At 30.6% G+C, this 24,010-nt stretch carries 25 protein-coding genes and 1 pseudogene; 7 read left to right on the plus strand and 19 right to left on the minus strand.

Features of this window, described 5'->3' with window-relative positions:
* Positions 1–354: 354 nt before the first annotated feature.
* From KEC93_RS15920 to udp, 9 genes are all read right to left on the minus strand, one after another.
* Positions 355–1,239 carry an ABC transporter permease gene (locus KEC93_RS15920; RefSeq protein ID WP_077868519.1) on the minus strand — a complete coding sequence of 295 codons (885 nt, stop codon included), beginning with the start codon at positions 1,237–1,239 and terminating at the stop codon, positions 355–357.
* The gene (locus KEC93_RS15925) at positions 1,229–2,356 is read right to left on the minus strand and encodes an ABC transporter permease (RefSeq protein ID WP_012059309.1); all 1,128 of its coding nucleotides are present in this window, start codon (positions 2,354–2,356) and stop codon (positions 1,229–1,231) included. Before KEC93_RS15925 ends, KEC93_RS15920 begins: the two co-directional genes overlap by 11 nt.
* The gene (locus KEC93_RS15930; RefSeq protein ID WP_077868518.1) at positions 2,331–3,881 is read right to left on the minus strand and encodes an ABC transporter ATP-binding protein; all 1,551 of its coding nucleotides are present in this window, start codon (positions 3,879–3,881) and stop codon (positions 2,331–2,333) included. The genes KEC93_RS15925 and KEC93_RS15930 overlap by 26 nt, the downstream gene beginning before the upstream one ends.
* Positions 3,882–3,991: 110 nt before the next feature.
* Positions 3,992–5,044: a BMP family ABC transporter substrate-binding protein gene (locus KEC93_RS15935; protein WP_023974978.1), complete on the minus strand. Its 1,053-nt coding sequence runs from the start codon at positions 5,042–5,044 to the stop codon at positions 3,992–3,994.
* A 23-nt stretch (positions 5,045–5,067) separates the two neighbouring features.
* Positions 5,068–5,781, minus strand: coding sequence for a purine-nucleoside phosphorylase (gene deoD, locus KEC93_RS15940; RefSeq protein ID WP_077868516.1), 714 nt, complete (start codon positions 5,779–5,781; stop codon positions 5,068–5,070).
* A 25-nt stretch (positions 5,782–5,806) separates the two neighbouring features.
* Positions 5,807–6,490, minus strand: coding sequence for a YczE/YyaS/YitT family protein (locus KEC93_RS15945; protein ID WP_023974979.1), 684 nt, complete (start codon positions 6,488–6,490; stop codon positions 5,807–5,809).
* A 24-nt stretch (positions 6,491–6,514) separates the two neighbouring features.
* Positions 6,515–7,705, minus strand: a complete 1,191-nt coding sequence (locus KEC93_RS15950) for a phosphopentomutase (RefSeq protein WP_077868515.1) — start codon at positions 7,703–7,705, stop codon at positions 6,515–6,517.
* Positions 7,706–7,781: 76 nt separating this feature from the next.
* Positions 7,782–8,183, minus strand: a complete 402-nt coding sequence (cdd, locus tag KEC93_RS15955) for a cytidine deaminase (RefSeq protein WP_077868513.1) — start codon at positions 8,181–8,183, stop codon at positions 7,782–7,784.
* Between the two features lie 33 nt (positions 8,184–8,216).
* Positions 8,217–9,002, minus strand: coding sequence for a uridine phosphorylase (gene udp, locus KEC93_RS15960; RefSeq protein ID WP_012059316.1), 786 nt, complete (start codon positions 9,000–9,002; stop codon positions 8,217–8,219).
* 384 nt (positions 9,003–9,386) lie between these two features.
* Here udp and KEC93_RS15965 point away from each other — a divergent pair, with 384 nt between their 5' ends.
* Both KEC93_RS15965 and KEC93_RS15970 read left to right on the plus strand, forming a co-directional pair.
* Complete coding sequence (locus KEC93_RS15965; RefSeq protein WP_012059317.1) at positions 9,387–10,127, plus strand: GntR family transcriptional regulator; 741 nt, start codon at positions 9,387–9,389, stop codon at positions 10,125–10,127.
* Positions 10,128–11,087: 960 nt separating this feature from the next.
* On the plus strand, positions 11,088–11,411 hold the full coding sequence (locus tag KEC93_RS15970) for a hypothetical protein (protein ID WP_077868512.1): 324 nt from the start codon (positions 11,088–11,090) through the stop codon (positions 11,409–11,411).
* A 130-nt stretch (positions 11,412–11,541) separates the two neighbouring features.
* On the opposite strand, the gene KEC93_RS15975 is transcribed toward KEC93_RS15970, so the two are convergent.
* Positions 11,542–12,573, minus strand: a complete 1,032-nt coding sequence (locus KEC93_RS15975; protein ID WP_039773623.1) for a YeiH family protein — start codon at positions 12,571–12,573, stop codon at positions 11,542–11,544.
* A gap of 142 nt (positions 12,574–12,715) precedes the next feature.
* Between KEC93_RS15975 and KEC93_RS15980 the strand changes: the two genes are divergently transcribed.
* The gene (locus KEC93_RS15980; protein ID WP_077868510.1) at positions 12,716–13,603 is read left to right on the plus strand and encodes a LysR substrate-binding domain-containing protein; all 888 of its coding nucleotides are present in this window, start codon (positions 12,716–12,718) and stop codon (positions 13,601–13,603) included.
* 417 nt (positions 13,604–14,020) lie between these two features.
* Here KEC93_RS15980 and KEC93_RS15985 read toward each other — a convergent pair whose 3' ends face one another.
* The 3 genes from KEC93_RS15985 to KEC93_RS15995 all read right to left on the minus strand — a co-directional run bounded on the left by KEC93_RS15985 (position 14,021) and on the right by KEC93_RS15995 (position 16,471).
* On the minus strand, positions 14,021–15,040 hold the full coding sequence (locus KEC93_RS15985; protein WP_077868508.1) for an aldo/keto reductase: 1,020 nt from the start codon (positions 15,038–15,040) through the stop codon (positions 14,021–14,023).
* 49 nt (positions 15,041–15,089) lie between these two features.
* Complete coding sequence (locus tag KEC93_RS15990) at positions 15,090–15,302, minus strand: hypothetical protein (protein WP_173696069.1); 213 nt, start codon at positions 15,300–15,302, stop codon at positions 15,090–15,092.
* 110 nt (positions 15,303–15,412) lie between these two features.
* Positions 15,413–16,471 carry a galactose ABC transporter substrate-binding protein gene (locus tag KEC93_RS15995; protein ID WP_017212354.1) on the minus strand — a complete coding sequence of 353 codons (1,059 nt, stop codon included), beginning with the start codon at positions 16,469–16,471 and terminating at the stop codon, positions 15,413–15,415.
* Between the two features lie 68 nt (positions 16,472–16,539).
* On the opposite strand from KEC93_RS15995, the gene KEC93_RS16000 reads away from it, so the two are divergent.
* Positions 16,540–16,881: a flavodoxin family protein gene (locus KEC93_RS16000; protein ID WP_207717943.1), complete on the plus strand. Its 342-nt coding sequence runs from the start codon at positions 16,540–16,542 to the stop codon at positions 16,879–16,881.
* Between the two features lie 46 nt (positions 16,882–16,927).
* Here the strand turns inward: KEC93_RS16000 and KEC93_RS16005 are convergent, their stop codons facing one another.
* Together KEC93_RS16005 and KEC93_RS16010 are read right to left on the minus strand one after the other, a co-directional pair.
* Entirely contained in the window at positions 16,928–17,809 is an 882-nt protein-coding gene (locus KEC93_RS16005) for a hypothetical protein (protein WP_017212356.1), read from the minus strand.
* A gap of 340 nt (positions 17,810–18,149) precedes the next feature.
* A complete protein-coding gene (locus KEC93_RS16010) occupies positions 18,150–18,485 on the minus strand; it encodes a winged helix-turn-helix transcriptional regulator (RefSeq protein ID WP_012059324.1) in 336 nt (111 codons plus the stop codon).
* Positions 18,486–18,709: 224 nt separating this feature from the next.
* Between KEC93_RS16010 and KEC93_RS16015 the strand changes: the two genes are divergently transcribed.
* On the plus strand, positions 18,710–19,018 hold the full coding sequence (locus KEC93_RS16015) for a cupin domain-containing protein (protein ID WP_012059325.1): 309 nt from the start codon (positions 18,710–18,712) through the stop codon (positions 19,016–19,018).
* 93 nt (positions 19,019–19,111) lie between these two features.
* The gene (locus tag KEC93_RS16020) at positions 19,112–19,534 is read left to right on the plus strand and encodes a membrane protein (RefSeq protein WP_012059326.1); all 423 of its coding nucleotides are present in this window, start codon (positions 19,112–19,114) and stop codon (positions 19,532–19,534) included.
* A gap of 155 nt (positions 19,535–19,689) precedes the next feature.
* On the opposite strand, the gene KEC93_RS16025 is transcribed toward KEC93_RS16020, so the two are convergent.
* Both KEC93_RS16025 and KEC93_RS16030 read right to left on the minus strand, forming a co-directional pair.
* Positions 19,690–20,316 (minus strand): type 1 glutamine amidotransferase family protein, encoded by a 627-nt coding sequence (locus KEC93_RS16025; RefSeq protein WP_077868504.1) that lies wholly within the window; start codon positions 20,314–20,316, stop codon positions 19,690–19,692.
* A 51-nt stretch (positions 20,317–20,367) separates the two neighbouring features.
* A complete protein-coding gene (locus tag KEC93_RS16030; protein WP_012059328.1) occupies positions 20,368–20,550 on the minus strand; it encodes a hypothetical protein in 183 nt (60 codons plus the stop codon).
* Positions 20,551–20,999: 449 nt separating this feature from the next.
* Between KEC93_RS16030 and KEC93_RS16035 the strand changes: the two are divergent.
* Positions 21,000–21,785, plus strand: a pseudogene (locus KEC93_RS16035) (substrate-binding domain-containing protein); the annotation flags it as partial.
* A 540-nt stretch (positions 21,786–22,325) separates the two neighbouring features.
* Here KEC93_RS16035 and KEC93_RS16040 read toward each other — a convergent pair.
* Together KEC93_RS16040 and KEC93_RS16045 are read right to left on the minus strand one after the other, a co-directional pair.
* Complete coding sequence (locus KEC93_RS16040) at positions 22,326–22,604, minus strand: FliH/SctL family protein (protein WP_077868503.1); 279 nt, start codon at positions 22,602–22,604, stop codon at positions 22,326–22,328.
* 240 nt (positions 22,605–22,844) lie between these two features.
* Positions 22,845–23,951 carry an MBL fold metallo-hydrolase gene (locus tag KEC93_RS16045; protein WP_077868502.1) on the minus strand — a complete coding sequence of 369 codons (1,107 nt, stop codon included), beginning with the start codon at positions 23,949–23,951 and terminating at the stop codon, positions 22,845–22,847.
* Positions 23,952–24,010: the final 59 nt, after the last annotated feature.

Here is a 24,010-nt window from a genome sequence, read left to right on the forward strand (position 1 = left end):
TTCACAATTACGAATAAAATTCTTGTAATATTATTAGAATTATAACATGCAGTTCATGGTTTAGATTGATTAAATAACAAGTTGATACTAGTGACAAATTACAGGTGACACGTGATTCACTTATCACTTACTCAGCAAACGTATGTGAGTCGAGTTTCCGCTAATGGTTCTTCCATTAACGCTTGTGAAGTGAGAGTCCTAAATTTCATTTTAGGTTGTCGAACTTCCTCAGCGAATGTAATGAGTCGAGTTTCCCTAGGAAATCTGTAGCAAACATTAGTGGTGCAACCTGAAATTTAGAACTTTCAGCGAAATTTTTGCAGTCCTGTGAAATAAAAATGTTTCTTTTTTCCATTAACGAGTACCTTTTTCGTATGGAACTCCATCAGCTTTTGGTGCAACTGATTTTCCAACAAAAAGAATCAATACTACAATTGTTAGAATGTATGGTAGCATTGCAAGTATTTGCGAAGGAATAGCAAAGGTTCCACCACCTAATACTACTGTTAATGCTTGAGCAAATCCAAATAATAAGCAAGCTCCGTATGCACCATGCGGAGTCCATTTACCAAAAATAACTGCTGCTAGTGCAATAAAGCCTTGACCGCTAATTGCTGTTGGAGTGAATTGTGCTATTATTGCAAGCGTCATAGATGCTCCGCCAAACCCTGCAAGTATTCCAGAAATCATAACACACACGTAACGAGTTGCAGTTACACTTATTCCAAGAGTATCTGCAGCTGCTGGATGCTCTCCTACTGCACGAATACGTAATCCCCATTTAGTTTTATATAAAATAAACCAAATTACTACTGTAATTATAAGTGCTATAAAAACTGTAATATCTACTCCAAATACTTTAGGTAATTTAGTAGCTACTGGTTTAGTCATAGTAGCTCCTTCAAATAATAACCTACATGTAAATAACGAGAAACCTGCACCTAATAAATTTATAGCAATACCTGATATTGTCTGATCAGCATTGAATGTTATAGATGCAACTGCATGTAATAAAGCCATTATTCCACCTGCAATTCCTGCAGCTAAAAATCCAAGCCATGCATTTCCAGAATAATATCCTACCGCCGCACCAGTAAATGCACCTATAGTCATCATACCTTCAATTCCGATATTTACAACTCCAGAACGCTCAGAAACAACTCCACCTAATGCTCCAAATATTAACGGTGCTGAATACATTAGTGTAATACCTATTAATAGTGCAATACTATTTAACATTCTTTTCACCTCTCTTTAAAAGTCTGTCAGCTAAAGCAGGTACAATCTTAGTTAATGCTACGAAAAATACAATAGTACCTATCATTATATTTATTATTTCTGATGGTGCACCTATAGCAGATTGTACAGATTGACCTCCATATAGTAATCCACCATATAACAATCCTCCAAATATACATCCAATAGGTGAACTTCCTGCAATTAATGCAACTGATAATCCATTAAATCCGTTATTTTCAAAAGCAGCCATAGTTGATAGCTTATGAGGTGCTGTGCCTGTGATAGCTAATGCTCCAGCAAGACCTGATAATGCACCTGCAATTACCATTGATTGAACTATATTACGATTAACATTTATTCCAGCAAATTCTGCTGCATCTTTATTTAATCCAACTGCACGTAATTCATAACCCTTTGCTGATTTATATAATAAAACTGATATAACTACAGCCATTATAATAGCAACAATAATTCCAATATTAACATCTGTTTTTAACAAAACTTCTGATAACCATTTGTGATGAGAAAGGAATTCCATTCCAGCATCAGATGTCTTCCAATTGCCAAGTATAGTAGTAAATCCAGATTCATTAATCATATAAGTACTTGTTGAATCTGGTTGATGAAATACATCTGTTGATACAACGAAATTAGATAAATATAATGCAATCCAATTCAGCATTATGCTGGTTATAACTTCATGTATTCCGAATTTCGCCTTAAGAATTCCCACAATACCACCAAACACTGCTCCAGCAGCTACACCAGCTAAAATTACTAAAGGAATTTCTAATACTGCTGGCAAATTTAATTTGATTCCAACTATTGTTGATGCAATTGTACCTACTATATATTGACCTTCCGCTCCAATATTAAATAATCCTGTTTTAAAAGCAAATGCAACACTTAAACCAGTTAAAATAATAGGCGTAGCCTTAATAATTGTATTAGATATATATTTAGGTTTTGAAAAAATCCCTCCAAAAAGTGCACTAAAAGCATCTATAGGATTATAACCAGCAACACCTAGTACTATTGATGCAACAATAAATCCACAGAATATTGCAATGAATGTTGAAGTAACTGGTTTTTTAAGAATTTTTACTACTATCTTCACTATGTTTACCTCCCGCCATTAGCAAGCCTATTGTATTTTCATCAACTTCACCTTGTTTAAAAGCACCTACAATAGTTCCTTCCGAAATTACAGCTATAGTATCTGAAACATTCATAACTTCATCAAGTTCTAATGAAATTAAAAGAACAGCTTTTCCTTTATCTCTTTCTCTTATTAATGTTTTATGAACATATTCAATTGCTCCTACATCAAGTCCACGAGTTGGCTGCACTGCAATTAATAAGTCCGGATCATTATATACTTCTCTTGCAATTATAACTTTTTGCTGATTTCCTCCTGATAGCCCTCTGATAGGTGATGATTCACAGTTATCAGGCCTTATATCATACTGATTTATAAGCTCCTTAGTATGAGCCATAATTTTATCTTTAACCAATAATCCATTCTTACAATATGGTTCACTTTTATATTTTTCTATTACCATATTTTCAGCAACACTAAAGTCTAGTACAAGCCCACGTTTTTGCCTGTCTTCATGTATTGTTGAAACTTTATTTTTGATAACGTTTTCCACTGTAGTATTTTGTATCTCTACTCCATTTATTTTAATGGTACCTTTTTCGGATTTAGCAAGACAAGTTATAGCTTCAATTAATTCTTTTTGTCCATTGCCGTCAATTCCTGCAATACCAACGATTTCACCTTTACGTACTTTAAGTGATAAATCTTTAACTGCATCTAACTTTCTTTCATCTTTTACAGTTAAATTATCTATTTCAAAAACAACCTCATCTGGTTTTGCAGTTTCTTTGTCAACGATTAACTTGACTGCATGACCAACCATCATTGTTGCAAGATCTTCTCTTGTTACTTCCTTAACATTTACTGTATCTATATATTTTCCTCTACGTATTATTGTACAAACATCAGAAGACTCCTTTATTTCTTTTAATTTGTGTGTAATTATAATTATTGTTTTTCCATCAGCAATAAGGTTATGCATGATGCCTATTAAATCTTGAATTTCTTGTGGAGTAAGAACCGCTGTCGGCTCGTCCAATATTAATAAATCAGCTCCACGATATAAAGCTTTTAATATTTCAATACGCTGTTGCATACCTACTGAAATATCTTCAATTTTTGCGTCTGGATCTACATCTAATCCATACTTTTTAACAATGTTTAATATTTCTTCTCGGGCTTTTTTCATATCTAGTATTCCACATTTTTTTGTAATTTCACTACCTAACACTATATTTTGTGTTACTGTAAAATTTTCAACTAACATAAAGTGTTGATGAACCATTCCTATTCCATTTTCAATCGCTATATTAGGGTTTTTAATATTTATCTTTTCACCATTAAGATATATTTCACCTTGATCAGCTTGATACAATCCATAAAGGATATTCATAAGGGTACTTTTGCCTGCACCATTTTCTCCTAGTAGTGCATGAATTGTACCTTTTTTAATATCAAGGTTGATATTATCTAAAGCACAGAACGAGCCAAACGTTTTTGTAATCCCACGCATTTGTACTGCATATTGTTTGCTAATTTCCATACCTAATCCTCCTCTATTATATAAGGCTTTGCCGGCAAACCGTTAAGTTACCAGCAAAGCCTACCTCCACTACTGTCTTAATAGTTATTATCTACTTTAAGTTTAAATTATTATTTTTTTAAAAAGTCATTGTAAGTTTGTTCATTGTAAGGTGGAACTATTGTACCAGCTTTAATCTTGTCTTGAACTTCCATAGTTGCTTTATATACTGCTGGATCCATATTTTTGTTTTCAGTCGGAATTCCTACAGCATTTTCTTTTAATCCATAAGTATAAGTTTTACCACCAATTTTATTTCCAGTCATAGCTTCTTTAGAAACATTTTCAACTGCAACACTTGCAAGTTTTAATGCTGATGTTAATACATTATCAGGAGCTAAATATGCTTGATCACGGTCAACACCTATTGCAAATTTATTTGCTTCTTTAGCTGCTTCAATTACACCTACACCAACTCCACCTGCTGCATGGAATACGATATCGCATCCTGATGAGAACATCTTGTTTGCAATTGCTTTACCTTTTGATGCATCAGAGAAACTTTCAGCATATTGAACATCTACAGTAATATCTTTACCTAATTCTTTTGATGCATATTGAACACCAGCTTGGTATCCATATTGGAATTGATCTATAATTCCACTTTTTATTCCTCCAACAAATCCAACTTTACCTGTTTTTGTTGTTTTAGCAGCTGCATAGCCTACCATAAATGAAGGTTCTTGTGCATTAAACATAACTCCTGTAACATTAGCTGGAGTATCATCTCCATATGAATTATCAACTATAGCATAACTAACATCTGGATTTGCTTTTGCTGCCTTTGTTATTGCATCTGACATTGCAAAACCAATACCCCAAACTACTTTATTACCAGCATCAACAGCTTTATCTAGATTTGTAGCATAATCTGATTCTTGCTTGGATTCAAGATAGCTTACTTTACCTCCAGCATTATTCTTTTCAAAATTTTGCAATCCTTCCCATGAAGATTGATTGAAAGATTGGTCATTTACACCACCTGTATCAGTTACCATTGCAACTTTAAATTCCTTATTATCACCTGTAGTTCCTTTATCAGTTGTCTTGTTTCCACTTGATCCGCAACCAGCCATAGTTCCCATAATCATTGTTGTCATTAATAATGCAATTACTTTTTTCATGATATTTCCTCCTATAAACTTTATTATTTTGCTATTTCAAGAGCAATTTTCATCATTTCTGTAAAACTTAATTGTCTATCTTCTGCTGAAAGTGATTCTCCTGTTAATACTGAGTCTGAAATTGTAAGTAAACATAACGCATTCTTTCCTGCTTCTGCAGCATTCATATAAAGTGCAGCTGCTTCCATTTCTATTGCTAGGACTCCCATACTCTTCCACTTTTCTGTTGCTGTTTTATCAGCACTATAAAAAGTATCAGAAGATAGTATATTTCCTACAACAACATTTATATTGTTTTCTTTTGCTGCTTCAACTGCACTGCTAACTAAATCAAAACTTGCAATAGGAGCAAAAGTTCCTGGCAGACTATATTGGTGTGCGTAATTAGAATTAGTAGATGCACCTAAACCGATTACAACATCACGTAAGTGCAATTTCTCAGATATACTTCCTGCTGTTCCAATTCTAATAATATTATCTACACCATAGAAATTAAATAATTCATAGCTATAAATACCTATAGATGGCATTCCCATGCCGCCTCCCATAACTGAGACACGTTTTCCTTTATAAGTTCCAGTATATCCAAGCATATTTCTTACTGTATTAAATTGAGTAACATCTTCAAGAAAATTTTCTGCAATAAATTTAGCTCTTAAAGGGTCTCCTGGCATTAATACTGTTTTTGCTATTTCTCCTAGCTTTGCCCCATTATGGGGAGTTGGTACATTTGTCATATTTCTGTCCTCCAAAATCTTGTTTTTAATATTGTAAAATGTTCTTTTCACCTATTTTAATCTTCATTAGAACTGACTTTTTAAATAGCTCTGATGCAAATTGTATACAAGGCCCTCCTATTAGGGCTGCAATAACCGTTACAGCCCCTGCTTTTCCTCCTAGTATAAAACCAATTATAAGCGATGTAACATCACAAATTATCTTTGCTGTTCTATATTGAGATTTCATTTTGTCTTTTAATATCATAGCTAAACTTGTAAAAGGATCTAATCCAATATTTATTGCTATAAAGATTCCTAATCCTGTAAACAGCATTAAGGATCCACATACAGAACTTAATATTCTCCACTCTAAAACATTAGGCAAATTCATATATTCATAAAACTTTGAACCTATCCCAACGAAGGTTCCCATTGGAATAGTATATATAAATGTTCCTATATTTATATACTTTCTGTTAATTAATAACGATAATATTATTATTGCGTAATTTACCACATTTGTTGTCATTCCAAGTTCGCTTTGTGGAAGACCACTTGCACTGCGAACTCCATCATATAGAATTGCAACTGCATCATTTCCAAGCATTGCAGCTGAATTAAATGCAATTCCAAATCCAACAAGGGAAACTCCAACTAACGCTATTAAAATATTTATAAGAAGAACTTTAAGTGATTTTTCCTTTAGCGTATTAACTGTACTCATCATTAGTTAAATATCCTTCCTGTAATACTATACTAACTTGCTTAGTACTGATTCACCAATTGTATTCTCAGGCATCTTTACTCCAAAGTTTTCTGCTATTGTAGCACCAATTGCTGCAAAACTATCGCTTGTTTCCATTAAACCACTTTCAGTCATAGATGGAGAATAAGCTAAGAAAGGAACATGTTCACGTGTATGATCTGATCCTTTATAAGTTGGATCATTACCATGGTCTGCTGTAATGATTAATAAATCATCTTCTTTTAATTTATCTAATACTTTTCCTAAATTAACATCAAACTTTTCTAATTCTTCAGCATAACCAACTGGATTTCTTCTGTGTCCCCATAAAGCATCAAAGTCTACTAAGTTAACAAAGCACGATCCTTTAAATTCTTTATCCATTATTTCTAAAGTTTGTTCCATTCCATGAACAGAACTTTTTGATTTATTTGATTCTGTTATACCTTCACCATCAAATATATCGTTTATTTTTCCAACTGATATTGAAGCAAATCCATTATCTTTTAATGCATTCAATGCAGTAGCTCCATATGGTTTTAAAGCATAATCATGTCTATTACTTGTACGTTTGAATTCACCTTTTTTCATTCCTAAATATGGTCTTGCAATAACTCTTCCAACTTTCCATTCATCTTTAAGAGTTAATTCTCTTGCAATTTCACAGCAACGATAAAGTTCATCTAACCCAAAAGTTTCTTCATGACCACATATTTGTAAAACAGAATCAGCTGAAGTATAAACGATCATATCTCCTGTTTTTATTTGATGTTCACCAAGTTCATCTAATATTTCTGTTCCACTAGCACTTTTATTTCCAACTATTTTATGACCTGTTCTTTTTTCAAGTTCATCTAATAGCTCTTGTGGAAAACCTGTATCAGTAAATGTTTGGAATGGTGTTTCTATTTTTAGCCCCATCATTTCCCAGTGGCCAGTCATTGTATCTTTTCCAACACTTGCTTCTCTCATCTTCATAAAATGAGCTAAAGGTTTTTCAACTGCTTCAACATGTTTGATTGGATGTAAATTAGCTAGCCCTAACTTTTGTAAGTTTGGAATCTTAAATTCATCTACCGACTCTGATATATGCCCAAGTGTATCTACACCAACATCACCATACTCTTTTGAATCACTCATTTCTCCAATTCCAAGTGAATCTATTACTATTGTGAAAATTCTATTATATTTCTTCATAACTCCATCCTTTCAAAACTAATATAAGTTTATATTTCATTTTATATTTAATACTTATTCCCAAATTAAAATTTTATTATTTTAGATCTTCCTCTGTAAAGGACATTGGTAATAATTCTTCGATATCAGTAATTTTTTCAGTCTTTTTATTAGATAAAACTATTGGAGTATGTTTTTCTAATAATTCAACTAAAACTTGCCTGCATGCACCACAAGGAGTTGCTAGCGTATTTCCATCACTTACAATGGCAATTGCTTTTACATCCTCTTTACGATATCCATTTGAATATGCTTGAAAGATTGCATTTCTCTCTGCACAATTTGTTAAACCATAAGATGCATTTTCAATGTTTGCTCCTATAAAGTATTTATTATCTTTAGTAACAACACAAGAACCAACCTTATACTTTGAATAAGGAGAATATGCATTTTCCATAGCTCTAAAAGCTCTTTCTAAAATATCTTCATACTCTTTCATTTTATATTCCTTTCCAAAAGATCAAACACTTTCTTATTTAGTTTCTCTCTCTTTGTCAGCTTTTATTAATTTTCTAATTCCTTCAATTGCAACTTCTATAGCTGTTTCTGTATCATGTACTTGTAGATTTTCAAGTCCTGCCTTTTCACGTTCTTGATTTGCAACAACTAAAAACACTGAACCTACTCTTACTTTTAAATAGCTTCCTACTACAAATAAAGCTGCTGATTCCATTTCAGAAGCAAGACATCCGCATTTCATCCATGCATCCCACTTATTTAAAAGGTCATAACTTACTGGTTTAGTTTCTGGAGAATGTTGACCATAAAATGAATCTTTACATTGAACTACTCCAACATGATAATTTTTATTTAAATCTTTAGATGCTTGCACAAGTAGACTTGCAACATCGAAGTTTGCAATAGCTGGAAATTCAATTGGCGCATATTCTTTACTAGTACCTTCTGCTCTAATTGCACCAGTAGCAATAACTACATCTCCACCTTTAACATTTATATCCATTCCGCCACATGTACCAACTCTTACGAAAGTATCTGCTCCGCAATTTACTAGTTCTTCTAATGCTATAGCAGCTGATGGTCCACCAATTCCTGTTGAAGTAACACTTACTTTTACACCATCTAAAAATCCAGTGTAAGTAACATACTCTCTATTATCAGCAATTAATTTCGGATCATCAAAGTATGCAGCAATCTTTTTACATCTCTTTGGATCCCCTGGTAATATTACGTATTTACCTACATCTCCTTCTCTCACATCTATATGATATTGTTTCCCAGAACCTTGTGAATAATTCATTATAATACCTCCATTTATTTCACGATTCGCTTTCAGAATACGGTTTCAACATTACGTTAAAAAATGTTGGACATCCTTAATACTTGTCTATTAAGTTGTATTATTGTTTGTACTCAAAGAATAGCATGTCTGTTATTTCATGTCAAGCATTTTATTCATGATAAATTCCGAAAATTCATTCAATTTAAAAACTATACCAAAAGCCTGTTGGTACAAGCTTTTAGAAGGACAGGCTGTGCACAAAATAACCATAATAATTTGATTGCCAATATTGTTTAATTAACGTTATAATTAAGTATAAAACAAATATTTCAGTTGAAAATTTGTAATTCAATATGTATACTTGTCTAGACAGGGTTATATCTGTAGAAAGGTGATATTTTTATGAATGATGAATTTGATATAGTTGAAAAGCCAAAAGAATTAAGATATGTAAGTGTATATAATCAACTTTTTAAAATGATAAATGAAGGTACTTTTCCAGAAGGAAGTAGATTACCCTCTGAACCTGAACTATCTAAATTAATTGGTGTTAGTAGAACTACGCTAAGACAGGCACTTGCACTACTACAAGATGATGGATTAGTAAATAATATAAGAGGTAAGGGAAATTTTATAGTAAAATCTAAGCCTAAAAAAGATCTTGGTTTAGAAACAATGGGACACCCCGTATACAAGTGCATAAATGATGTCATTGATGAAGTTAAAATTCAATTAAGAATAGAGCCATCTACTGACTATTTTAATCAAATTCTTGTAAAGAAAACTGCTGCTGTAGTATTAATAGATAGATGGTATAAATCTGAAGGTCAAGCTATAGCTTATACGTTTACTTTATTGCCAATTGAAACTATTTCAAAATTTAATCTTGATTTAAACAATGAGGATATGATTTTAGAATTTCTAGAAAGAGATATTTACGAAATATCTAGTGATATATTAGTTGAAATAAAGTACTCAACTTCTGGAAACTTTGCTGCTAAAACGTATCCAATTTCGCCAGAAAATCAATTTCATCTTATACAGGAAACTCTTTATAAAGATTCTGAATTTCCTATTGCTTCTAATAAGCATTATTTACCGATAAAAACAAGTTCAATTAAGTTTCATCCTAAAAAACAATAGGTTAATTATAGATACCCAAAATTTATGTAGTAACTTACCGAAATCATAAATATTTTGATTCCGAAAAACTATGAAAATATCGCTGAAAGTTCTAAGCGGCAGGTTGTATCCACTTTAGCATGCTCCCACTTTTAGTGTGACAAGCTAAAATGGAACAACCTACAGCTAAGAGCCTTTAACAGCTCATTTTCAAATGTTTTCTCCACAAATATATTTATGATTTCTAGTGAAGATATAAACTTAAATTTTTATAAACTTTGTAAACGTATTTATAATGATAGGTTAAATCCCTAAGTTGTTTATCTATATAGATAAGCCAATTACAAGTTAGATTTATACTGTGAAATATATCCTAACTAGAAATGGGTAATATACTTTTGTGGAATGTTTCATTGGTAATTTTGATGGATGTGATTCATTTCGGCGAGTTATATGCATAAGTTCAAGTCTTAGTTGAGTTATCTATATTATGAATAATTATAAAATAGCATTTGTTTTGTAATTATTGTATTTTAATCTCTCAAACCATATGCTTTAGGAATTAAAATAAGAATGATTTATTAAAATTAATAAATCATTCTAAGTTTGTCGTGAAATTTATTTAATAAGGAGAAATAATATTTCAACTACACTATATTATATACTATAGAATAAGCGCTTGAATCGTGTTAAAAATCAAGAAATTTATTTTGAGCATATTAATATTATCCATAGCGATTTAAAGAAATGGGCGAATTTGTTTAATGTTGCTGCAATAAAATATATAAGCAAAATTATACTAAATGGCCCAAAGTAACGAAAAACATTCATGTATTAAAATAAAGGATTTAAAAAATAGAGATCCATTATATGTACAATATGCGTTATATTTTGCAAATTATGTTATAATAAGTGTTATTAAAAACTGTAATCTAATAAACAATATTTAATTATTACGTATTTATAGGATGGAGAATATATATGGGAATACAGGTATTAATAGCATGTATTGCAACTATTTCAGTTGTTATATTTCAAGTAGTTTTTACGATGTGGGAATCTAATCCTTATAAAAAGATTTACTATAAACTTCTTTTAGAATTAAGTAAAGCTCCTAATGATCCTGAATTGAAGGAAAGAGCTATAGAAGCAGGGAATCAATATTATAGTAGAATAAAAACTTATTCAATAGGAAGTTTTAGAGGTGCTGTAGCTTCTGCAAGGGTGAAGACGATAATAGGTCCAATAGATGAAAAGATATTATTTGAAGATATGAACAGAATAGTTGAGACAGATAAGCATTAATATGAAGTATTAATTTATGAATTAGCCAAAAACTGATAAACAATGTTCTTATATTGGGTATCACAGGTGGGCAATCCCACCTATAATTTTTATAATACTATATTTCAACTCTATATTAAAGAATAGCATTTTACAAAAATACTGTGATAAGTGAAATTGCTGAAACTATTTGGATTAAGGCAATTGCTAAGGCATAAAGTGCAGCTTTCTTTCCTATTCTTATAAGTTGTCTAAAATTCACTCTCATCCCTATTCCAGCAAGAGCAATTACTTCAAAGTTGCTACTTATTAATTTAAATATATTAGAAATATTCATTGGAAAAACTCCAGCAGTAAATGCTAAGCACATAAGGAAAAAGGCCAATACATACCAAGGTATTTTTATTTTTGAATTTAATTTTCCGCTTTCTACTCTACCAGATTTATTTTTCATTTTTCCTAATATTAATACAACAACAACTAAAAATATTATTCTTACTATTTTAAATATTGTAGATAAATCCTTAACTTGTTCATTTACTAGACTTGCACTACCAACAACTTGTCCTACAGATTGAAGTATTCCTCCTATTAAAGCGGAGGTTTTTATTGTCTCTAATGAAAATATCACTTTAGCTATAAATGGAAGAACAAGCATCAATACTGTTCCTGTAACATTTACTATAGTTATTGCTATGCCTTTTTCACTATCCCCTGCTCCTATTACTGGTGCAGTAGCTGCTATAGCTGAAGATCCACAAACTGCATTTCCACTTGCCATTAAAAAACTAAAGTTCTCTGAAAATTTAAGCTTTTTCCCAATTAAAATTACAAGTGCTATAGTAATACTCATTTGAAATACTATAAATGATATTCCTGAAAAACCTAATTTTAATATAGTTTGAATTCCCAATGTTCCGCCTAACAGAACTATAGAATATGACAATAGTTCACTTTCTGCGAATTTTGATCCCTTTTGATATATTTTTCTATTGCAAAATGTATTTCCTGCTGCCATCCCAATGAAGATTGCTAAAGATGCCGCCCCTATGCTAGGTACATAATTACTTAAATACTTTGCGATAAATGCGATTATTGTACATATTATAACTCCTGGTAAAACTTCTAAAACCTTATCCATTCCTCTTGATAATTTCTTATCTCTAATTATATTTAAACTCATTCATATCACCTTCTAAAATATTTATCTGAATATGAAGTACTTCTTTTTCTATTTTTAGTATATTAGGTGTATAATCATAAGTAAAATATATATATTCTATAATAATGATTAAGAATATTAATGATTAAGAAAGGATGATTCCATGCTTGATGAATTAAAAACTTTTATAGCAGTTGTTGAATATAAAAACTTCACTAAAGCTGCTGAATCTATTAATCTATCCCAACCTAGTGTAAGTTTACATATTAAGCATCTCGAGGAGTATTTTAATACAACTTTAATTCAACGTTCTATAAAACAGAAAAATATAAACATAACTCAATCTGGGTATTTACTCTATGAGCGTTCAAAACAAATGATTAAGCTACTAAATGATACTAAAAATGATCTGTTAGGTTATGGGGATGTTGTAAAAGGTCAGCTGCATATAGGGGCCAGTTTTACTATAGGAGAATACTTACTACCAGCCTTTTTAGGAAAATTTGCAAAGGCCTATCCTGAATTAGAATTAGAAGTGACAATTGAAAACACACATAACATATGTGAAAAAGTCAAGAATCTTCAAGTTGACATTGCTCTAGTTGAAGGTACTGTTCCTCCTTCCCACTTTACGATCGAAAAATTTTATACTGACAAGATGGAAGTTGCTGTTCCGTACAATCACTACTTAGTTAATAACTATTTTTCAGCCGAGGATCTGCAAAATCAGACTTGGATTAGTAGGGAGATAGGATCTGGTACTCGTCAATATTTGAATCTTTTCTTATCAAATAATAATATTAACGCTAAAAATATCATTGTTTTTGGAAGTAATTATTCTGTAAAAGAAGCTGTTAAAAACAATTTAGGAATAACTTTTATTTCTTCACTTGTAATTGAGAATTCCTTAAAAAATAATGAAATTTCCACCTTAAAAACCAAACAAACTTACACTCGTCCATTTTCATATGTAATGCAAAAAGGTATAATCCCCTCAAAAGGAACGCTAGTGTTTATAGATATGCTAAAGAACTATGTAGAAAATCTATAAAAGAAAAATAAATAGAGTACATTTCTTGAAATAAGAAATGTACTCTACTTTCACCATAAATATATTTAATTATTATGTTAACGCTACTCATAGAATTTAGAGGAAGTTTTCAAACTTCTATTAAAAATATAAATAAACACTTAAAAATTTCATTTATAATTTGCAATAAATACCACACTAGAAAGCAGAAACATTTTTATGCAGCAGGCATTGAAAATGAGCTGTTAAAAGTTCTTAATTATAGGTTGTTCCACTAATGCTTGTCACAATGAAATTGGGAGCAAGCATTAGTGGTGCAAGCTGCAATTTAGCACTTTCAGCGAAATTTTCATAGTCCTGTGAAATAACAATGTTTCTACTTTCGGTGAATTATTGCATAAGTCTAGGTTTAAGTTGTTTATTTATATCTTTTATTACTTAACCTATATTCTTTAGAAATGTTTTATAATCTTCATAGTTTCTTTTCAAAAGATTTGGAGTATCAAGGCCATAAGGACAATGAGCCTTACAGTTACCACACTCTATACAATCTTCAATCTTTTTCATCTTAGCTTGGCCTTCCCCTGAAAGAAGCCCCTCAGTTGGAGATCTACGAAGAAGTAAGGACATTCTTGCACAATTATTAATTTCTATGCCTGCTGGACATGGCATGCAATATCCACAGCCACGACAAAACTCACCTACAAGCTCTTTTCTCTCATTTTCAATAAATTCTTTAATCTCCTCTGTCATTGTAGGGGGATTGTCTATATATGAGATAAATTCATCTAATTCATTTTCTCTTTGAACTCCCCAGATAGGTAAAGTATTATCAAATTGAGAAAGGTATGCGTAAGCTGCATCACTTCTTGTTATAAGCCCACCTGATAATGCCTTCATGCAGATATAGCCAACATTTTTCTCTTTACATAAATTTACTAGATCCTCATCCTTTTTATCAGCAAGATAGCTAAATGGGAACTGTAATGTATCATAAAGACCTGATTCAACAGCTTCTATGGCCACTGGTAATCTATGATTTGTAATTCCTATGAAACGAATCTTTCCTTGTTTTTTTGCTTCTAGCATAGCCTCATATAGACCTGTCCCATCATTAGGTTTAGGACAGAAACTTGGGTTATGGAACTGATAAATATCTATATAATCTGTTTTGAGCATAGCAAGACTCTTTTCTAAATCACTCCAAAAACCTTCAACAGTAGTTGATGGTGTTTTCGTTGCAATAATTATTTTATCCCTAACATCACTTAAAGCAAGACCAATTTTATACTCGCTGTCAGTGTAACTTCTTGCTGAGTCAAAAAAATTAATACCATTATCGTAAGCTTTCCTCAACAATTTTACTGCTTCTTCGTTAGAGACACGCTGAACAGGGAGAGCACCAAATCCATTTCTATTTACTACTATCCCAGTTCTTCCTAGCGTAACATTTACCATATTATCATCGCCTTTCTCGCAATTCCATAAATATATTGGTTATATTAACCTATTTACTTGATATTATATCACCTAAAGTTAACTTCAAGTCAAGAATAAAACCTAAGTAAATGTCTAAGTTAAAATAATGTATACCTATTTCAATTTCACCTTTAGTAAAAATATATTTTTCTATAATCCCATCTTTTATAAGATTTGTTATCCAATCTAAATTAAATTTGATATTGAATTGTAATTTATCTTTAGAAATCTGTGTGTACAATACTACTAAAGAATCTAGTCTTAAGTAATGCAAAAACTTTTACTTATGTAGTTATTTCATTAGAATACCAAAAGGAAGAAAACAAATTTATGATTATTGGAAATTAATTATTATTGAAACATTGGCCCGGTATATGATTCATATGGAAGTAAAACTGCCACTCCTGTTTCATCTGATTTATAGGATACCCCTTCAAGAGGATTTCTATCTTTAACTAAATTCATTCCTACGGTATATATTGTATTAGTCATATCAGTTGTTTCTTGTGAAGCAGTACCCAACATGAAGCCTTTTGAAACCAGTTCTTTAGCTTCAGATACTCCATCTAGACCGACAACTATGATTGACTTAGATTTATTTCCGGTATTGTAACCATATTTTTGCAACGCTTGAACAGCACCGATTGCCATAGAGTCATCATTTGAAATTATTGCTTCTATTTTGTTACCATATCTTAAGAATAATGCATCAACAGAATCTTTAGCAAATGTTGTGTTCCAATTCAAAATAGGAGATGCAAGTTGTTCGGTTTTTATAAAAGCTTGATTAATAGTTGAAACGGAGTATTTTGATCTATCGATGGAGGTTTTATTAAGTTTTTCGCCAACGAGCAATACATATTGTAATACATCATCTTTATTTTTATCAATCAATTCTTTATGCTTGTTCCAAGCATCAACAATCATTTTCCCTTGTACAGTACCGCCTTGTACTGAATCTGTTCCTACATAAAAAGCCTTTTTATACGATTTAATTGCTTCCATTGAAAATGGTACTCTATTAAAGAATACTATTGGGATGTTATATTTAGAGATTTTGTTAATCATATCTCGTATTTCAAGTAGATTAACCATATCTAGTAATATAAGATCAATGCCGTTATGAAGTGCATTTTCAATATCTGTATTTTGTGTTGATTGATTATAATTAGCATTATAAAAAGAGAATTCAACTTCTCCAGGATTATTCTTTTGAATATCTTCAAAATTTTTGCGAAGGAGTATCATGTAATCATCATTAAGGTCTCTTGTAAATAAGCCCACTCTAACAGTAGAGCCTTGACGATAGTTTGTGCTGGCATTCGTAGTCATATATGAATTATTTCCAAGCATTATAACCAATATAATTGCAAGTAAGGCTATACTTAATATTCTCTTAAATGCTTCCATTTAAATCCTTCTTCCCATCTGTTGTATAATTTTATTATGTCTTTATAAAAAAAAGTTTATGCTATTTAATGTTAATTTGTAGTGGAAGAGTTGGTGGTAATAGTTATCTATTATCTGAAGCATTTATTAAAGGAGCAATACAATCAGATCATGAAGTAGTCAAATATGAAGTTGGAAAGAAAAATATAAAAGGATGTATTGCCTGTGACACTTGCTTCAGTAAAGGAACTCCTTGCTCATTTGATGATGACTTTAACGCTCTCGCTCCTAAAATAGAAAAAGCAGATGTGATTGTTTTTGCAACTCCATTATATTGGTATACATTCCCTTCTAATCATCTTAATATACTCCTCTTCATACGTTCTATACTAGAATTATGCAGTAAAAAAATCGCAAATTCAATTTCTTGAATAATACGATTTTTAAAAATAGAACTAATTTAAAATAATACTATATTTAATAATTTTGAACCAATAATTTATCAATCTTATCTGTGGTAGCACCACTAGCATCTAAATAATGTCCATTAATTGTTGTATTAGTAGCCATTGTGCCATCACTAGAAATGTAATAAAATTTAAATGTGTTTTTTTGTCCCTTATGGGTTGTTACATCTTCAATCCAACAATCGGTTAACATTTTACCTTCACCATGATCAAGTTTATTTAAATAATACCATTTCCCATTTATATATTTCCAGCCTTTTTGCATTTTCATATTTTTAGGTGAAAAATAATACCAATCTCCGCCTATTTGTTTCCAACCTGAAATTTTTGAACCATCATCATTTAAATAATACCAATCCGTAGCTGTAAAATCCTCGGAAGCGTCAATTTCTTTTTGCCAATGTATTGAAGGATTAGTTTCAACTTTTGTAGTAATTGAAGATTCTTTAGTTGCAACCCGGAAATCACCAGCAGGAGCATTTGGATCTACATAGTCTCCTTCCGCTATTACTTTAATATATTTTCCTACATCCTCTTTTTCTAGAGTATACTGATTTTGCTTGTTTTTATCTTTAGAACTAGGACCACCATAAATTGATTGTGAAGCACTTGTTGGATATTCAAGACACTCCCAACCAATAACACAATATTTAGTTATGTCTCGTCCACTTGCATCCCTAACTATAGCTGTTAACGTCTGTCCTTCAATCAGATTCCCTTGAATCTCTACTGATGACATAATGTGTTTTTCTTTTTCAGCATAGCTTTTTGTAGCTGCATTTACTTCCACAATACCACTACCATTAAATAATTTAGCTGAAATACCCGATAGTTGTAATATTGTTGTTGTTAAAAACAATGATAAAGTCTTTATAAGCATTTTATTTTTCATTAAAAATCCCCTTTTTTTCTTATTAATGTATATATTTTACCATTAAAAATAAAAAATTGGAATAATTATATAATTATGCAAATAGGATAATAAGTAGTTTCTATCATATTTATTCTATTTTTAAAAAGCGCTTTTCAATATACCATGTCAAATCTACATACTGTGTAATATCTTGTCATAGCTCATTAAAAAAATCGCAAATTCAATTTCTGAATAAAAGGATCACCTGCTAATATACCCATATTATATATATAAAGCAAAACTTACCATATCATTGTTATATGGTAAGTTTGTAGAATTGTCCTTCCATCTTATCTTGCAAAAATGTATATACTCTAATTTAATCTTCATAAAGGTGTTTATTAGTATTTATATAATTTTCTCCCCAGATGTTCATAGAATCCAAAACTGGCTTTAAGCTCTTCCCTAGCTCTGAAAGTGAGTATTCAACCCTAGGTGGCACTTCAGGATATACCTTTCTAATAATTAATCCATCAGCTTCCATTTGTCGAAGCTGCTGTGTTAACATTTTTTGACTTATCCCATTAATTCCATTCTCAAGTTGGTTAAATCTTTGCGTTCCATCATCATGTAAATTTCTTAAAATAAGAACTTTCCACTTGTGTCCAATAAGTTTAACAGTCTCTTCAATTGGACATAACTTACCACATGTCATCAGCATTCACTCCTATCATATATAAATTGATACTTACTATTTAGTTCGTACCATACAAAATAGTGCCTTCTTGTAAAAAGTTAATAGTGATTATATTATAATACCATAAGTCAACAAAGCATGGGAGGAAATCTATTATGAAAAAATCAAATGTGTCTTTACCATAAAATAGAATTTTAATAATTAGCTTAAATAAATATTATAAATTAAGGAGACGTATAACTATGAAAATTTTGAACATTAACGATATTACAGAAAAAATCAAAAGGAAAGCACTGTTTACAGAGGGCACAATGGACTCAGGTATTTTATTCTACGAACCTGGTGAAACAATGACTCCTCACAAACATTCAGATTTAGATGAAATATTCTATGTAATTAGCGGCAAAGGAATAATAACTATAAATGGCGAGGATTTTTCAATTAAAGAGAATGATGTAATGTTATCTCCACATGAAGAAAGCCATGGTTTCACAAATAATGGAGATGAAAAATTAGTAATCTTACAAATAAAAAACACCATTATGAAGTAATTGCAATATCTATAATCATTAGAATAAAAGATTTAGAAGCTTTTATTCTAATGATTACTATTTCAAAACATATAAGAAAGGATGTATTATTATATGTACTATATATCTATGATAATCACAGTTTTAGCAACTGTAATATATAATATCAGTCAAAAATCTATCAATCAATCAACAAATCCATTTATATCAATGATAGTCACATATGTTACCGCAATAATATTCTCTATATTAGCATTAATCATTTTGCCCATAGACCGCAATATTATAAGCTCTCTAAAACAATTAAATTGGGCAAGTTATGTATTAGGGATATCTGCATTAGGCCTGGAAATAGGATATTTATATATCTATAGAAGTGGATGGAATATAGCCGTTGCTCCTCTTTTTGTAAGTATAATTTCAACAATAATATTAATTGTAGTTGGTATTTTCGTTTATAAAACCAAACTATCCCCTATGAATGCTCTAGGAATATGCTTAAGTATAGTTGGATTAATTCTAATGAATAAAAAGTAAAAAACAGTCCTGAAATATCAAATGAATTAATAAATTAATGGATAATTTTCACTTAAAAAAAGTACTTATTTTATGACAATAAGTACTTTTTCTTAACTCCATATTCCCAATTGTTGCAGTGAAAAGTAGCTATCTTACCCACTTTAAGCAACCTTTTATTGAATTGAGTTCATAAGCTCAAAGAAATATTTTGACTCTTGGGTTTTATAAAGATTGTACCAAGAATCTAGGGTTTGCGGAGAGAATACATCTAGAATTTTCAATATATGCAAAGCAAATTCAAGAGGAGCTATTCCAGAAGCAGTAATCAAACTTCCATCAGTTACTACACATTCCTGCTTATAGTACATTTCTCCATCATAGTTTGGACAGACCATTTTAAGATACCCTAGGTCATTGCTTGTATGACCTAGTGTATCTAGTACTCCCCACATAGCAAGTCCTATTGTAGCACCACAAATTGCCCCTACAACAATGCCTTTCTCTAAATATTTTTCAGCCATTCGTATAATTGGAGCATGAATTGCTTCTGTCCATGTATTCCCACCAGGTAGAATCAAAGCAGCAGTATCATGAGTATTACACTCCTCAAGTTCAATTTCTGGCAATATTGTAAGGCCTCCCATTGTAGTAATAGGGGCCTTGGTAATTCCTACAGTCACTACTTTTAGCGGCATTAATCCCTTTTTGTAGTACCTTCCCGAATTGATTTCAGCGATTAAATAACCTATTTCCCAGTCTGCCATTGTATCAAATACATAAAGATATACTGTATTCTTCATTTTCTATTCCTCCACATTCATTTTATCTGATATCTAGGAACTATCAAAAAGTTAATTCATTATAAATCTTCTTATTGAATTAAATATTTTTAACTTAAGTTCATCATCTTTCTTAGCTTCATCAAATACTGCGCCTAAGTCATTCTTATCATATAGCTCACTATAATTTAATTTTAAGTATTTCTCTACTGAATTTATTAAATTTATATCTAATTCTTTGTCTTTTATTACCATAATTATCATTCCTTTTATCACAATATTTATTAGCAAAAAATGAACTTCATTATATTTTAAATAGTATCCACTTACACCCTTCTATATCATACTTAAGCTCAAATATTTTTTCCATTTCTTAAATAAAATCTACTAGTTGTACAAACATACGTTCTCTTTAATATATTATATTGAAACTGCGTTCTTTTGTAAAGAAAATTTTCCCTTTACTTTTCCCATATAATTATCTATTTTCTTTAAATTCCTATGTTTTTAGCCATAAAATATATCATTGTATAATGCAAATTGTCGAAATGAAATGATCGCAATTAGTATAAAAAATCAACAGCTATAATGACTCCTAATTTATAAATTTAATTATCTTGTTTATTAGTTTTCTTAAGGAATGTTATTTATTTTTAATGCCATACTAAATATGAAAGATGCCTTTGAAATGAAAGATATAATTTAATTCCATTTCTAAAGATAATTTCGATTTAATTTTGGCAAACTTAGCTGATACAAGTGAAAACTTCGTTGAAGATATTATTTTTAATGTTAGATCAAAAAATCTTCCAATAGTTTTTTTAGATATAGATCCGAAAGTAGTGTCTAAAGTTTCTAAATATTATGATAAAGCTGCTTTTATACTGGCAAATTCTGATTTAGCTGGGACTGTTCAAGGCAAAATTCTCGTTAATCTATGGAATTCTAATAAAAGTTCACTAGATAAAAATAATGATAACACTTTACAATATGTTCTATTGCATGGTCAAGCTAAAGATCCAGTCACAATCGACAGAACAAAATATGCTATTTCAACAATTAGTAATTCAGGGATAAACACAGAACAATTAGCATTGGTAAATGCTAATTGGCTTAAGAGCTTATCTAAAGATTCTATCGAATCCTTATTTCTTAGATATGATGGTAGGATTGAGGCAATAATTTCAAATAATGATGCTATGGCAATAGGGGCAGTTGAGGCACTTCAAAAATATGGCTATAATAAGGGCGAAAAATCCAAAAATATAGCTATCGTTGGAATTGATGGACTTCCAGAAGCAAAATCTTTAATTGATAAGGGCTTTATGGCTGGTACTGTTATTCAAGACCCTAAAGTTTTAGCAGAAGTATTCTATAATGTTGGAATGAATTTGGTTAACAATTTAAGCCCTATAGAAAATACTAACTATAATGTTGTTGATGGAGAAATCATAGTTCCTTTTCCTTATGAGGAGTATATAAAAAAATAAAGGGCACAGAATTTGTATAAAGACGGATTATATTATCATACTGATAATCTACCTCACAACATAATTTTTAATGCTTAAGAATTCTTCATAATTTCTATTCTACCTTCTCTATTAGTATTTTTTAACCCATCTTTATCTATAGGTTAATTTAAGTTATCGATAAAAGAGTGCTTATGCTGTTTAGTGTTATTCAACCATTTAACTTATTTATTCTATTTAAAAGTGCTTTATTTATTCATATATAATCATTCTTCTTTAATATGAACATTTTCTTTAAAATCATAATATACTAATTATTATAATATACTAGTTAGTATATTAGCTATTTTTTCCGTGTCTCATTAAATTTAATAATCGAAATAAGTCCTATGTCTATCATTACTTTTATAATTAGTTTCTCTAATATTAGATAAACTAAAACAACAAAAAGCAGTAGCCGGATTGCTCCTACCACTGCTTTTAATATTATTTTCCAAGAGATATTCTATTTTTATATAATCTTCATTTATTTGAATTATCTATAAATCACTAATTTATTAATTAACAACATTCAATTTTATCTATACATCCAGCAATTTTTTCTTTTATTTGCTTACATCCATCCTTTGATCCTTTGTCATATCCTTCACAGTATCCCTCTTTATATCCATCTTTACGACCTGCACGATAAGCTTCTTCTAATGCAGCTCCTGTAGGGTAATTTCTTTTATAGCAATCTTTTTTATTTTTTTCTTCATCTTCACAACCACATTTTTTAGCAGAATCAACTTCCTCTTCTTCGTAAGATTCTAAATACTTTTCATAATCTTTGTATCCCATTTTCTTTTCTCCTTTGTTATTTATTATAAATTCTTAACCAACTGATTTATAATATTATAGTATGCTAATTCACATAATTTGTTATTAATTTAAGAAAATTTTTTTAAATATTTACTGAATTTTATTAGTAATAGTTCTACTTAATACTGAATAACACTCACCATTTTTGAACTAACTTACTATCATTTCTGATAAATAAAACTTTCCAATTCAACTTCAATCATCATATCATCTTCTTAGTTAAAAATCCCACCATGAAGAAAACGGAACATTTATATTTGAATCTAATAGCACTGTTTTGCCGATTTTAGGGGCTATTAAACTAATCTCTGACTTTTTGGCCTCCTTTAAGGCTCGTTCTATTGGTTCTTTCCAACCATGATAGGCTAAGGTAAATGCACTCCAATGCATTAACATCATATTCCTACCCTTTACATCTAAGTGAGCATGAACGGCTTCTTCTGGTTTCATATGCGCCCAAAACCAACGTCTGTCATATTGGGCTCCCTCAATCAAAGTAATATCAAAGGGACCATATTTTTCTCCTATTTTCTTAAAATGTGAATCATATCCTCCATCACCACTATAATATAAATTTATGTTTTTTCCGATAATTGCATATCCTCCCCATAGAGTTGCATCTGAGCCAAATATTCCTCTTTTTGAAAAATGTCTTGATGGTGTTAATGCAATTGTTAAACCTTGATAATTCATTTCATCCCACCAATTAAGCTCTGTAATTTTTTCCTTAGAAATACCCCATCGCATTAAATGAGAACTTACCCCTAGAGGAACGAAGAAATGTGATACTTTACTGCTTAGTTTTACAATCGATTTATAATCTAAATGATCATAATGGTCATGTGATATAAAGATTGCATCAATAGGTGGAATTTTATCAATAATATCCAAAATATTTTCACTATATTTATATTTTTTACTTCCCGCAAATGAAACTGGTGATGCAATGGTACTTAAAATTGGGTCTAGCAGCAGTTTTTTATTATCGATGCTAAGTAAAAAGGATGAGTGACCAAGCCAAGTCAAACTATCTTTTTCACTTTTGATCTTTTCCCAATCAATTGATTCCACAGGAATTTCACCATGAGGCTTTCGATTTTCAGCGCCTGTAATCGAATCTTTAAGCATTGATAAAATATCTGAAGCACTCATGCCCAAACCCGTTGGAGTTTCATTAACAAATTTTCCATTAACATAATTATCGAAATTCTTATAAAATTCTATTTGTTCTTTTGTAGGCTTTCCACCGAAAGCTGGGTTCAATTTTATAAACGCTGTAACACCAACGCATAATAAAATTATAAAACTAAATATATATATAATCATTTTTGTTCCTCCTATATCTTCATTTGTTCAAATTACTTCATTAATTAGTTTATTATCTT

Source organism: Clostridium beijerinckii (assembly GCF_018223745.1).
GTDB classification, from domain to species: Bacteria; Bacillota; Clostridia; order Clostridiales; family Clostridiaceae; genus Clostridium; species Clostridium beijerinckii.